Annotated in this window: 2 protein-coding genes; both read left to right on the forward strand. The window is 73.4% G+C overall.

Annotated elements, in window-relative coordinates; genetic code table 11:
- Positions 1–5,407: SDR family NAD(P)-dependent oxidoreductase (locus ACZ4XX_RS39600; RefSeq protein ID WP_468512662.1), on the forward strand; the 5,407-nt coding region annotated here is incomplete at its 5' end.
- On the forward strand, positions 5,404–14,880 hold a 9,477-nt coding region (locus ACZ4XX_RS39605; RefSeq protein WP_468512663.1), incomplete at its 3' end, for a type I polyketide synthase. The genes ACZ4XX_RS39600 and ACZ4XX_RS39605, both read left to right, overlap by 4 nt.

Genomic DNA, 14,880 nt, shown 5'->3' on the forward strand with positions numbered 1-14,880 from the left:
GCAGAGCGCCACCCCGCGCCGGGCCGGAGTCTCCTCCTTCGGCATCGGTGGCACCAACGCCCACCTCGTCCTCGAAGAAGCCCCCGCACACCACGGAACCCCCGCACACCACGAATCCACCGACCCCGCACACCACGAAACCCCCGACCCGGCACACCACCACCCGGAGCACGACCGCCTCGAACAGCCCGAGGCGTCCGCACAGGGGCACGCCGTCGCGCTGCCGTTGTCCGCGCGCAGCGCCGAGGCGCTCCGTGGTCAGGCGGAACGGCTCGCCGCCCACGTCAGGGCGAACCCGGAGCTGACCCCCGCCGATGTGGGCGTGTCGTTGGCGACGCACCGGTCCCTCTTCGAGCACCGGGCCGTGCTCGTCGGAGACGGCTGGGAGGAACTCCTGACCGGACTGGACGCGCTGGCGGCCGGCGCCCCCGACGCGGGCGTGGTCACCGGCGTCGCCCACGGCACCGGGGACACGGTGTTCGTCTTCCCCGGCCAGGGCTCGCAATGGCCGGGCATGGGCCGGGAACTGCTGGACTCCTCGCCGGTGTTCGCGCGCCGCATGGAGGAGTGCGAGAAGGCCTTCGCCCCCTACGTCGACTGGTCGCTGAGGGACGTCGTCGGCGCATCCGACGCCGGGGACCTGTGGGACCGGGTGGACGTGGTCCAGCCCGTCTGCTTCGCGATGATGGTGTCGCTGGCCGCTCTGTGGCAGGCGCACGGCATCCGGCCGTCGGCCGTGGTGGGACACAGCCAGGGCGAGATCGCCGCGGCCGTCGTCGCCGGAGCGCTCTCCCTTGAGGACGGCGCCCGCGTCGTCTGCCTCCGCAGCCGCGCGCTCCGGCAGGTCGCCGGAGAAGGCGGGATGGTCTCCCTGGCCCTCCCGGAGGCGACGGCGCGCGACCTCGTCGCCGAGCACGACGGCCTCGCCGTCGCGGCCGTCAACGGCCCGCTCTCCACCGTCGTCTCGGGGGCGACGGACGCGCTGGACGCCCTCACGGCCCGGTGCGAGGCCGACGGCGTGCGCGTACGCCGGATCGCCGTCGACTACGCCTCGCACTCCCCTGGGATGGCCCGGCTGCGTGACGAGGTCGTCGGCGTGCTGGAGGGCATCGCCCCGCGGCCCGCTCCGATCCCCCTGTACTCCTCGGTGACCGGGGACGCCATCGCCACGGAGACGATGGACGCCGCGTACTGGTACGCGAACCTCCGGCAGACCGTCCTGTTCGAGAAGGCCCTGCGTTCCGTGGCGGCCCACGGCACACGCCTGTTCGTGGAGGTGTCGGCCCACCCGGTCCTCGCCGTCGGCGCCCAGGAGACGCTGGAATCGGCGGCCCCGTCCGCCTCGGTCATCGGCACGCTCCGCCGCGGTCACGGCGGCCCGGCCCGGTTCCTCACCTCGGTGGCGGAGGCCCACGTCGCCGGTGCCACGGTGGCCTGGCCGGGGCTCTTCCCCGCCGGGGCCCGCCGCGTACCCCTCCCGACGTACGCCTTCCAGCACAAGCGCTACCCGTACGCCGCCGCGCACGAGCAGCACGGGACGGCGGACATGACCGCCGCCGGGCTCCGCACGGCCGACCACCCGCTGCTGAGCGCCTCGACGGACCTGCCCGGCTCCGGGGGCCACCTGTTCACGGGGCGGATCTCCCTGGACCGCCACCCCTGGCTCGCCGACCACGCCGTCGCGGACACCCCGCTGCTGCCCGGCACGGCCTTCGTCGAGCTCGCGGTCCGGGCCGGCCATCAGGTCGGCTGCCCGGCGCTGGACGAACTGACCCTGCACGCACCCCTGGCGCTGTCCGCGCACGACGGTGTCCACGTCCAGGTGGTCGTCGGCGGCCCCGACGACGACGACCGGCGGGAGGTGAGCGTCTACTCCCGGCCCGAGACGGGGTCCGCCGCGGACGCCTGGACCCGTCACGCGTACGGACTGCTCTCCCCCGGGGCAGCCGCCCCGGACCGGGAGCGGGAGGAGTGGCCCCCGGAGGGCGCGCAGCCCGTCGACCTCACGGGGTTCTACGAGCGGGTCGCCGAGAGCGGCTACCACTACGGTCCGGCGTTCCAGGGACTGCGAGCGGTCTGGCGCCGCGGCGACGAGACCTTCGCCGAGATCGCCCTCGGCGGGGCGGAGCGGGAGGCGGCGGGCGCCTACGGGCTGCATCCGGCGCTGCTCGACGCCGCCCTGCACGCCGCGGAGTCGGGCGGCCGCAGCGAGGACGACGGCGAGATCACACTGCCGTTCTCGTGGCGGGGAGTCGTCCTGCACGCGGTGGGTGCCACCGACCTCAGGGTGCACGTCACCCCCGCCCCGGAGGGCGAGGGCGTGTCGATACGCCTGTACGACCCCCGCGGCCTCGACGTCGCCACCGTCGGCGCGCTCGTCTCCCGGCCCGTTCCGGCGGACAGCCTGGGCGCGGTACGCACGTCCGGCGACGACGGTCTCTACCGGCCGCAGTGGGAGGCGCGGTCCGACGCCCGCACTCCGGACGGTTCCGGAGACCGGCCGGAGACCGCCTTCGTCGGCCCCGTGGCGCTCCGGCCCACCACGACGGGCACGCGGGACACCGTCTATCCGGACCTCGGCGCGCTGACGGCCGCCGTCCGGGCCGGTGCGGCCGTCCCCCGCACGGTCCTCGTCCCGTGCCCCGTACCGGCGACCGGCGACGGCTGCGTGTCCGCGACCGGCGAAGCAGGCGACGTACGGCGGACCGTCGGGCACGTCCTCGGCATCGTCCAGGAATGGCTCGGCACCGAAGGGTGCGAGGCCTCCCGCCTGGTCGTTCTCACCCGCCACGCCGTCCAGGTCGGTCCCGTGGCCACAGCCGTCGACCCGGCCGCGGCCGCCGTGTGGGGCCTGATCCGCTCCGCGCAGACCGAACACCCCGGCCGCTTCGGCCTCGCCGACATCGACGACAGTACGGCTTCGGCGGACGCCCTCGCCCGCTGGGCCTCCGCCGAGGAACAACTCGCTCTGCGCGCCGGCACACCGTACGTACCGACGCTGAAGGCGGTGCCGCACACGGACGACCTGGTGCTGCCCGCCGACGGCATCCCGTGGCGCCTTGAACCCTCCGGGCGCACCCTGGACGGCCTCGTCCCGCAGGCGTGCCCCGATGTCGCGGCACCGCTCACCGACGGGCAGGTGCGGGTCTCGATGCGAGCAGCGGGAATGAACTTCCGCGACGTGCTCCTCGCCCTCGGGATGGTGCCGGACCAGCAGGTCATGGGCAGCGAGGGAGCGGGCGTCGTCACGGAGGTCGGACCGGGCGTCACCGGGCTGGCACCCGGCGACCGGGTCATGGGCGTGTTCAAGGGATCCTTCGCGCCCCTGGCCGTCACCGACCACCGGATGGTGGTGCGCTTCCCCGACGACTGGACCTTCGCACGGGCCGCCACCGTGCCCATCGTCTACCTGACCGCCTACTACGCCCTCGTGGACCTCGCGAAGATCCGCCCCGGCGAGACGCTCCTCGTGCACGCCGCCGCCGGCGGCGTGGGCATGGCCGCCGTGCAGCTCGGACGGCACCTCGGAGCCGACGTCTACGGGACCGCCGGCACCGGCAAGTGGGACGCCCTGGCGGAACTCGGCCTGGACCCCTCACGTCTCGCCTCCTCGCGGACCCTGGCGTTCGAGGAGGAGATCCCGCGCTCCGCGGGCCGGAAGGTCGACGTCGTACTGAACTCCCTCACGGGCCCGTACGTCGACGCCTCCCTGAGGCTCCTGGCCGACGGCGGCCGCTTCCTGGAGATGGGCAAGACGGACATCCGGAGCGCCGACGACGTGACGGCCCGGTACCCGGGGGTCTCCTACCGCGCCTTCGACATGCCCGAGGCCGGGCCCGACCGCATGCGGGAGATGCTCACCGACATCGTCGACCTGTTCGAACGCGGTGTACTGCGGCCCCACCCCCTGACGGTGTGGGACATCCGCCGCGCCGCCGACGCCTTCCGCCACATGAGCCAGGCCAAGCACGTCGGCAAGGTCGTCCTCACCCTCCCCCGCCCGCTCGACCCGAGCGACACCGTTCTGGTGACGGGTGGTACGGGGACGTTGGGTGGTGTGGTGGCGCGGCATCTGGTGGTGCGTCATGGGGTGCGTCATCTGTTGTTGGTGTCGCGGAGTGGGGGTGCGGCGGCTGGGGTTTCGGAGTTGGTGGCGGGGCTTGAGGCTGCTGGTGCGGAGTCGGTGCGGGTGGTGGCGTGTGATGTGGCTGACCGTGGTGCGGTGGGTGCGTTGTTGGCTTCGGTGGGTGTGGATCGTCCGTTGGGTGCGGTGGTGCATGCGGCGGGTGCTTTGGATGACGCTTTGGTGGAGTCGTTGTCGGTGGGGCGTGTGGAGTCGGTGTTGCGTCCGAAGGTGGATGGGGCGTGGCATTTGCATGAGTTGACGCGGGGGTCGGATCTTTCGGCGTTCGTGTTGTTCTCGTCGATGTCGGGTGTGTTGGGTGCTGCGGGTCAGGCGAATTACGCGGCGGCCAATGTGTTCCTGGACGGTCTGGCGCAGCGTCGTCGTGCGATGGGGTTGCCGGGGCAGTCGCTGGCGTGGAGTCTGTGGGCGCAGGAGAGCGGTCTGACCGCCGGACTCGCCGACACGGAGCGGACCCGCATGACCTCGGCGGGGCTCACCCCGCTGCGCACCGAGGACGGACTCGACCTGCTGGACGCGGCGATGCGGTCCCCCGAGGCCGTACTCCTGCCGGCCCGCTGGGACCTGCGTCTCCTCCGCGGCAACGCCGCGATCCTGCCCGCCGTCCTGCGCGGCGTCACCGAAGCGGTGCCGCTGCGCCGCGCCACCACGGCGGACACCCCGGCCCCGGCCGCGACCGACCGGAGCGAACCGGACCTGGTCCGGCGACTCGCCGAGGCCGCCACCGACGCCGAGCGCGACAAGATCGTCCTCGACACGGTGCTGGCCCAGGCCACGACCGTGCTCGGTCTCTCACCGGCCGAAGCGGTACAGGTACGGGCGACGGCGGCGTTCAAGGACCTCGGCTTCGACTCCCTCATCGCCGTGGAACTCCGCAACAGGCTCAACACCGCGACCGGACTGCGCCTGTCGGCCACGCTGGTCTTCGACCACCCGACCCCCCAAGCGGCCGCCCGCCACATCCGCGACCGGATGACACCACGGACACGGCCCGCCGAGAAGCCCGGCACATCCCTCCGCGCCCGCGTGGACGAGCTGCTCGCCGAGGTCACCGCGGGCGACACGACCCTGACGGTTCCGGACCCCGAGGAGCACGCGGCGGTCACCCGCCGGCTCACCGACCTCCTCGCAGCATGGCAGGAGGGGGCGCCCGCGGGACCCGCCGCGACCGGCGCCCCCGAGGAGCACGACCTCGGGCTCGAGGCCGTCACGGCCGACGAGCTCTTCGACTTCATCGACAACGACCTGAGGATGGGCCGATGACCGGCGTCAATGTCCCGGCAACGCCGAGCGTGCAGTCGCCGGACGAGCACCACAAGCTGCTCGACTACCTGAAGCGCGTCACCATCGAACTCCGCGACACCCGCCGACGCCTGGACGAGGCGCAGGACGCGGCACACGAGCCGTTGGCGATCGTGGGGTTGAGCTGCCGTTTCCCGGGGGCTGCCGAGGGTCCTGAGGCGTTCTGGCGTCTGCTGGCGGAGGGTGGTGACGCGATCGGCGGGTTCCCGGTCGATCGTGGCTGGGAGGTCGCTGCCGGTGGTGGGGACTATGTGCGGGCCGGTGGGTTCGTGGCGGGGGCGGGTGGTTTCGACGCCGCGTTCTTCGGGATCAGTCCGCGTGAGGCGCTGGCGATGGACCCCCAGCAGCGTCTGCTCCTTGAGGCGGTCTGGGAGGCCGTCGAGCGTGCGGGCATCGACGCCCACGACCTGAGGGGCACCGACACCGGCGTCTACATCGGAGCCTCGCCGTCCGGATACGGCACCGACACCGACGCGACCGGCGCGGGAGTCGAAGGCCACGTCATGACGGGTATCTCGCCGAGTGTGCTGTCGGGGCGGGTTTCGTACACGTTGGGGTTGCGGGGTCCGGCGGTGACGGTGGACACGGCGTGTTCGTCGTCGTTGGTGGCCTTGCATCAGGCGGTGCAGGCGTTGCGGTCGGGTGAGGTGGAGCGGGCGGTCGTCGCGGGTGTGTCGGTGATGGCGACGCCCGGTCTGTTCGAGGAGTTCAGTGTCCATGGGGGGCTGGCCGGGGACGCGCGGTGCAAGGCGTTCGGTGCGGGTGCCGATGGCACGGCGTTCTCCGAGGGTGTGGGTGTGCTGGTGCTGGAGCGGTTGTCGACGGCGCGCGGGGGTGGGCGTGCGGTGGTGGCTCTGGTGCGGGGGACGGCGGTGAACCAGGACGGTGCGAGCAATGGTCTGACGGCGCCGAACGGTCCCGCTCAGCAGCGGGTGGTCGAGCAGGCGCTGGCGTCGGCGCGGTTGGTTCCGGGTGATGTGGACGCGGTGGAGGCGCATGGGACGGGTACGTCCTTGGGTGATCCGATCGAGGCGGGTGCGTTGGCTGCGGTGTTCGGGCCGGGGCGTGAGGCGGGTCGGCCGGTGCGTCTGGGTTCGGTGAAGTCGAACATCGGTCATACGCAGGCGGCCGCGGGCATGGCCGGTGTGATCAAGATGGTGCTCGCGTTGCAGAACGAGTGCCTGCCGCGGACGCTGCACGCCGATGTGCCCAGTCCGCACATCGAGTGGGACGGCAGCGGTCTGGAGCTTCTGGGCGAGGCACGCGCCTGGCCGAGGGACGCCGCGCGGCCCCGGCGGGCGGGCATCTCCTCGTTCGGCATCGGCGGGACCAACGCCCACGTCGTCATCGAGGAGGCCCCCCACCCCGCACCCACCGAAACCGAGGAGACCCACCCCGCACCCCCGCTCGACACCACGACGGTCCCCTGGGTGATCTCCGGACACACCGCGGAGGCGATGCGCGCCCAGGCGCAGAAGCTCGCCGACCACCTCCGTGCACACCCGGACCTCGACCCCGCCGACCTCGGCCTGTCCCTGGCGACCACCCGCGCCGCCCTGCACCATCGAGGCGCGGTCCACGGCTCCGACCGCACGGAACTGCACGCCGCGCTCGTCGCCCTCGCACAGGACGAACCCGCCGCCCGCACCGTGACCGGCACCGCCGCCGACACCCCCGCCACCGTGTTCGTCTTCCCCGGACAGGGCACCCAGTGGACCGGAATGGGCGCGGCCCTGCTGGCACACTCCCCGGTGTTCGCAGACTCGGTACGCGCCTGCGACACGGCACTCGAACCCCTCACCGGCTGGTCCGTCGAGGCCCTGCTGCGCGGCGAACTGCCCCCGGACACGCACCCCCTGGACCGCATGGACATAGCCCAGCCCGCGCTGTTCACCATGTACCTCGGCCTCGCCGCCGTATGGCGCTCGCTCGGCGTCCGGCCGGACGCCGTCGTCGGACACAGCCAGGGCGAGGTCGCCGCCGCCGTCGTCGCCGGCATCCTCACCGTCCCCGAGGGCGCCCGCATCGTGGCGCTGCGCAGCCGGGTCCTCCACGAGGAGGCCCGAGGCGGCGAGATGGCCTTCGTCGAACTGCCCGAGGACGCCGTACGGGAACGCATCGCCGCACTCGGCGCACCCGTCCACGTGGCCGTCGTGAACTCGCCCCGCTCCGTGGTGGTGGCCGGCGACGCGGACGCCGTCGACGACCTGCTGGCCGTCCTCGACGACGAGGACGTGCCCTGCGGCAGGCTCGAAGCCGGCTGCGCCTCGCACAGCCCCCACATGGACCGCTTCCTGCCCCGCCTCACCGAAGCCCTCCACGACCTGCGGCCCCGAAGCGGCGACATCCCCTTCTACTCGACCGTCACCGGAACCCGCGTCGACGGACGGGAACTCGACGCCCCCTACTGGAGCCGCAACCTGCGCGAGACCGTACGGTTCCACCACGCCACCCGGGCCCTCCTCGACGACGGCCACACCTGCTTCCTCGAGGTCTCCCCGCTCCCCCTCCTGTCCGTCGGCGTCCTGGAGACCCTGGAGGAGACGGGAGCCCAGGCGGCTGCCGTCTGCACCCTGCGGCGCGGCCAAGGAGAACCGGAGGAGTTCGTACGCGGCCTCGCCGAGATGTACGCGCACGGCGCCCGGATCGACTGGCAGCCCCTCTTCGCCGGGGCGAAGACCGTCCCGCTGCCCACCTACGCCTTCCGGCACCGGACCTTCTGGCTGCCGCCCCGCCCCGCCGCCGGTGCCGCACGACCGGACACCGCCGGCCACCCCTTCCTCACCACGGCCGTCACGTCCCCCGGCACCGGCGAGACCGTCCTCACCGGCGAGGTCTCCCTGCACAGCCACCCCTGGCTCGCCGACCACAGCGCCTCCGGCACCGTCCTGCTGCCCGGCACGGGCTTCCTGGAACTCGTCCTGCACGCCGCCGCCCGCACCGGACACGACCACCTCGACGAACTGACCCTGCACACCCCCCTGCCGCTCGACGGCACCCCGACCCGCCTCCAGGTCTGCGTCGGAGCACCCACCGGCCCCGGAAGCCGCACCGTCGAGGTGTTCTCCAGGAAGGACGACGCCCCCGAGGACGCGGAGTGGACGAGCCACGCCTCCGGCGTCGTCACCACCGCCACGACAGCCCTGCCCGCCGCCCGCACGGCCGTGTGGCCGCCCGAAGGCGCCGAGCCCCTCGCCGTCGACGACCACTACGTCCGGGCCGCCGAACTCGGCTACGGCTACGGCCCCGCGTTCCAGGGCCTCCGCGCCGCCTGGCTCCTCGACGACGAGGCCTTCGCCGAGGTGCACCTCGACGCCTCCGCGACCGACCACGGCCGCGGAACCGGGTTCGGCCTGCACCCGGCCCTGATGGACGCGGCCCTGCAGGCGGCAGGACTGCTGCACCGCGAGAGCGACGGCGAAGGCGCCGTCCGGCTGCCGTTCCTGTGGCAGCGGGTCGCGGTGCACTCGACGGGGGCGACGACCCTCCGCGTACACGTGACACGACTGCCCGAGGGCGACTTCGCCCTGGAGGCGACCGACGGACACGGCCGCCCCGTCGCCTCGGTCGGCCGCCTCGTGCTGCGCCCCGTACCCGTCGGCGCGATCGCCGCTCCGCAGGACGGCGCGGCACGCCTGCACCGCTTCGTCTGGAACCCGGCGCCGACGACCGGCGGTCCGGTCGCCGCCCGCTGCGCGGTCCTCACGAGCCTCGTCCCCGACACGGCCGGCGACACACCCGAACCCGGCCGCGGCGGACCGTACGCAGCACTGGCACCCTACGAACGGTTCGACGACCTGGCGGCCCTCGCGGAGGACATCGAGACGCGCGGAGAAGCACCGGACCTGGTGTTCGTGCCCTGCACCCCGCCGTCCGAGCAGGAACACGACACCGTCCCGGAGACGACGCTCCGGCGCACCCGGCAGACCCTCGGCCTGCTGCACGCGTGGCTCGCAGACCGGCGCTTCGACACCACCAGGCTCGTGCTGCTCACCCGCGGCGCGGTCGCCGATCAGGCCGGCGCCGACGTCGACGACCTGCCGGGGACGGCGGTCTGGGGCCTGATCCGATCGGCTCAGACCGAGCACCCCGGCCGCTTCGCCGTGGTCGACCTCGAGGACACCGACGCCTTCGGGCCTCCGCTGGACTCGCTCCCCTACACCGAGGAGCCGCAGCTCGCCGTGCGCGACGGGCTCGCCCTGACCCCGCGCCTGATACCCGCCGAGACCGCCCCCACGACGTCCGCGCCGGCCCTCGACCCGAACGGCACCGTTCTGGTGACGGGTGGTACGGGGACGTTGGGTGGTGTGGTGGCGCGGCATCTGGTGGTGCGTCATGGGGTGCGTCATCTGTTGTTGGTGTCGCGGAGTGGGGGTGCGGCGGCTGGGGTTTCGGAGTTGGTGGCGGGGCTTGAGGCTGCTGGTGCGGAGTCGGTGCGGGTGGTGGCGTGTGATGTGGCTGACCGTGGTGCGGTGGGTGCGTTGTTGGCTTCGGTGGGTGTGGATCGTCCGTTGGGTGCGGTGGTGCATGCGGCGGGTGCTTTGGATGACGCTCTGGTGGAGTCGTTGTCGGTGGGGCGTGTGGAGTCGGTGTTGCGTCCGAAGGTGGATGGGGCGTGGCATTTGCATGAGTTGACGCGGGGGTCGGATCTTTCGGCGTTCGTGTTGTTCTCGTCGATGTCGGGTGTGTTGGGTGCTGCGGGTCAGGCGAATTACGCGGCGGCCAATGTGTTCCTGGACGGTCTGGCGCAGCGTCGTCGTGCGATGGGGTTGCCGGGGCAGTCGCTGGCGTGGAGTCTGTGGGCGCAGGAGAGCGGTCTGACCGCCGGACTCGCCGACACGGACCACGCACGGTTCGCCCGCTCGGGCGTCCTGCCGATCGACACCGACCAGGCCCTCGCCCTCCTCGACGCCGCCTGGGACTTCCCCGACGCCGTCGCGGTACCCGCCCGCTTCGACACCACCGCCCTGCGCGGCGCCGTCGGCGCCGTACCGCCGGCCCTGCGCGGTCTCACCGGTGCCGGGCCCAGGCGCCCGGCACCGACCGGACCCGCCCCCATGGCCGACGTGGCCCCCTCCCTCGCCGCCCTCCTCGCCGGAGTGCCCGAGGAGGAACGGGACGAGACCACGCTGCGCCTGGTGCGCTCCCACGCCGCCGCGGTGCTCGGACACCCGAGCCCGGACGAGGTCGCTCCCGACGCGGCGTTCAAGTCCCTCGGCTTCGACTCCCTGCTCTCCGTGGAACTGCGCAACAGGCTCAACACCGCGACCGGACTGCGTCTGCCGACGACGCTGGTCTTCGACCACCCGACCCCCGAGGCGGTGGCACGACGCCTGCGGCAGGAATGCCCGACGCCCGATGCCCCGGGCACGCCGGCCCCCACCGCGCCCGAGGCCGGCACCGGCGCCGACGACCGGCACGAGCCGTTGGCGATCGTGGGGTTGAGCTGCCGTTTCCCGGGGGCTGCCGAGGGTCCTGAGGCGTTCTGGCGTCTGCTGGCGGAGGGTGGTGACGCGATCGGCGGGTTCCCGGTCGATCGTGGCTGGGAGGTCGCTGCCGGTGGTGGGGACTATGTGCGGGCCGGTGGGTTCGTGGCGGGGGCGGGTGGTTTCGACGCCGCGTTCTTCGGGATCAGTCCGCGTGAGGCGCTGGCGATGGACCCCCAGCAGCGTCTGCTCCTTGAGGCGGTCTGGGAGGCCGTCGAGCGTGCGGGCATCGACGCCCACGACCTGCGAGGGACCGACACCGGCGTGTACGTCGGAGCGATGCCCTCGGGATACGCGATGCACGGCGGCACCGAAGGCGTCGAGGGCTATGTGATGACGGGTATCTCGCCGAGTGTGCTGTCGGGGCGGGTTTCGTACACGTTGGGGTTGCGGGGTCCGGCGGTGACGGTGGACACGGCGTGTTCGTCGTCGTTGGTGGCCTTGCATCAGGCGGTGCAGGCGTTGCGGTCGGGTGAGGTGGAGCGGGCGGTCGTCGCGGGTGTGTCGGTGATGGCGACGCCCGGTCTGTTCGAGGAGTTCAGTGTCCATGGGGGGCTGGCCGGGGACGCGCGGTGCAAGGCGTTCGGTGCGGGTGCCGATGGCACGGCGTTCTCCGAGGGTGTGGGTGTGCTGGTGCTGGAGCGGTTGTCGACGGCGCGCGGGGGCGGGCGTGCGGTGGTGGCTCTGGTGCGGGGGACGGCGGTGAACCAGGACGGTGCGAGCAACGGTCTGACGGCGCCGAACGGTCCTGCTCAGCAGCGGGTGGTCGAGCAGGCGCTGGCGTCGGCGCGGTTGGTTCCGGGTGATGTGGACGCGGTGGAGGCGCATGGGACGGGTACGTCCTTGGGTGATCCGATCGAGGCGGGTGCGTTGGCTGCGGTGTTCGGGCCGGGGCGTGAGGCGGGTCGGCCGGTGCGTCTGGGTTCGGTGAAGTCGAACATCGGTCATACGCAGGCGGCCGCGGGCATGGCCGGTGTGATCAAGATGGTGCTCGCGTTGCAGAACGAGTGCCTGCCGCGGACGCTGCACGCCGATGTGCCCAGTCCGCACATCGAGTGGGACGGCAGCGGTCTGGAGCTTCTGGGCGAGGCACGTCCCTGGCCGAGGGACGCCGCGCGGCCCCGGCGGGCGGGCATCTCCTCGTTCGGCATCGGCGGGACCAACGCCCACGTCGTCATCGAGGAAGCCCCCCACCCCGCACCCACCGACACCGAGGAGACCCACCCCGCACCCCCGCACGGAACCGAAACCGTCCCGGCACGAGCCGGCGACGCCACCCCTGTCAGCACCACCCCCGTCCCCGTACTCCTCAGCGCCCAGGAGGAAGACGCGCTGCGCGCACAGGCAGACCACTGGGCCACCTGGCTGGACGAGCACCCGGCGACACCGCTCGCCGACGTCGCCGCGACCGCCGCCCGGCGCACCCGGTTCGACACCCGTGCCGCCGTCCTCGCCACCGACGCCGCCGAGACCGCCACCGCCCTGCGCGCCCTCGCCCTCGGCACCTCCCACCCGGCCGTCGTGCGGGGCGGGGCCGTCAAGGGCGGCCTCGGAGTCCTCTTCACCGGACAGGGCAGCCAGCGGGCTGCCATGGGACGCGGCCTGTACGAACACTTCGAGGCGTACCGCACGGCCTTCGACGCCACCTGCGCGGCGATCGACGAGCACCTGGACGGCTCACTCGCCGAGATCGTTCTCGGCGCCGACACGGAACGCCTGGACGAGACGCAGTACGCGCAGCCCGCCCTCTTCGCCCTCGAAGTGGCCCTCTACCGGCTGTGGGAGACCTGGGGCGTCACCGCGACGGCGGTCGCCGGACACTCCGTCGGAGAGCTCGCCGCCGCGCACGTCTCCGGTGTGCTCGGACTCGAAGACGCGGCACGCCTCGTCGTCGCCCGCGGCCGCCTGATGCAGTCCTGCCGCACCGACGGCGCCATGGTCTCCGTCGAAGCCTCGGAGAACGAGGTCCTGGAGGCCCTCCACGCATACGACGGCGTCTCCGTGGCCGCCCTCAACTCCCCTTCGCAGACGGTGCTCAGCGGCGACGAGGAACCCGTCCTCGCACTCGCCCGCCACTTCGCCGAACAAGGCCGGCGTACCCGCCGGCTCAAGGTCTCGCACGCCTTCCACAGCGCCCACCTGGACCCCGTCCTCGACGAGTTCGCCGCCGTCGCGGCGGGCTGCGCGTTCCACGCACCCCGCATCCCCCTCGTGGACGCCCTGACAGGGGCCTGGGCCGGCACCGACACCCCGCCCGGCACCGGCGTCCGCTCCGCGGACCACTGGGTACGCCAGGCACGCGACGCCGTCCGGTTCGGCGACGTCCTGCGGACCCTGGAACGCCACGGCATCGCCCGGTTCCTCGAATGCGGCCCCGAGGCCGTCCTGTCCGCCACCGGCGCCGAGACGCTCAAGGACGCCCGCTTCGTGCCCAGCATGCGGCGCGGCGAGACCACCGGCGAGGTCCGCACCCTCCTCACCGCCCTCGCCCACCTGCACGTCACGGGCCAGCCGCTCGACCGGAACCGACTGCCCGGCCACGCCAACGGCCGGCTCGTCCCGCTCCCCCCGTACGCCTTCCAGCGCCGCCCGTACTGGCTGACGGCCCCGGAGGCCGCCGGCGACGTCCGCACCGCCGGCCTCGACGGCGCACCCACGCACCCCTGGCTGGGCGCCCGGGTCGCACTCGCCCCCGACGAGGGGCACCTGCTCACCGGCCGGATCGACCCGCGCCGGAGCCCCTGGCTCGCCGACCACGAGCTGTTCGGCACGGTCGTCGTCCCGGGAGCCGCGCTCCTGGACGTCGTGGCCGCCGCGGCCGGCGCCGTCACCTCCGGCGGAGGCGCCGGCGGAGCCCGCATCGCCGAACTCACGCTCACCGAACCGCTGGTGCTCACCGAGACGGCGCGCCTTCAGGTCAGGGTCGGCCCGGAGGCCGACGGACGCAGGCACATCACCCTGCACAGCCGCCCCGAGACATCCGGCCCGGCGGCCTGGCGCCTGCACGCCGAGGGACGCCTGGACACCGGCGACCACGACACCACCGACGCGACCCCGACCGACGCCGATGCCGGCGCCGACCGGTGGCCGACGGACGCCCGGGAACCGGCCGCCGACGAGCGCTTCGCGACGGACGCCCTGTACGAGCGGTTCCGCGCTGACGGAGTGCTCTACGGGCCCGCATTCCAGGGCCTGAAGGAACTGTGGCGGCACGACGACGAGGCGTACGGCCTCGTCGAGCTGCCCGAAGGACTCTCACCGCGCGGCCACGTGCTGCACCCCGCCCTCCTGGACGCGGCCCTGCACACCGCCGCCCCGCTCACCGGCAGCGGAGAACCACGGGCCACGGTGCGCGTCCCGTTCGCCTGGCACGACGTCCGGCTCCACGCCGCGAACGCGACACGAGCGCGGGTCCACGTCCGCTGGTACGCGGACACCGCCACCGCCCGGGTGCGGCTCACCGACCCGGAAGGGAACCCCCTCGCCTCCGCACGGCTCCGCCTGCGCGAGGTCACCCCCGCCCAGCTGCGGGCCACCCTCACCCCGACCCCCCTGTACCGCCTGGAGTTCCCGGTCCTGCACGACGCCGAGGTCCGGCGCGGCCGGACCGTCGCGATCCTCGGCCGTACGGAGTTCCCCGACGTCGACACCCTGCTCGACCGGCTCGCGCATGACACCGCGGCCCCCGACCAGCTCGTGGTGGACGCCACCGCCGGCCCCGCCTCCGAGCCCTGGACGGCCACCGAAGACGCCCTGCACACCCTGCGGCGTCTGACCGCCGAGCCCCTGCTGAGCGACACCGAACTGATCTGGGTGACGCGGGGAGCCGTGGACGCCGGCGACGGCGTCCACGACCCGGCGCACGCACCCCCGTGGGGGATGGTCCGGTCCGCCCGCCACAAGCACCCCCACCGCGCGATCCTACTGCTCCACCCCCACGGAAGCCTC

The sequence above is a fragment of the Streptomyces sp. NPDC029956 genome, assembly GCF_055574655.1.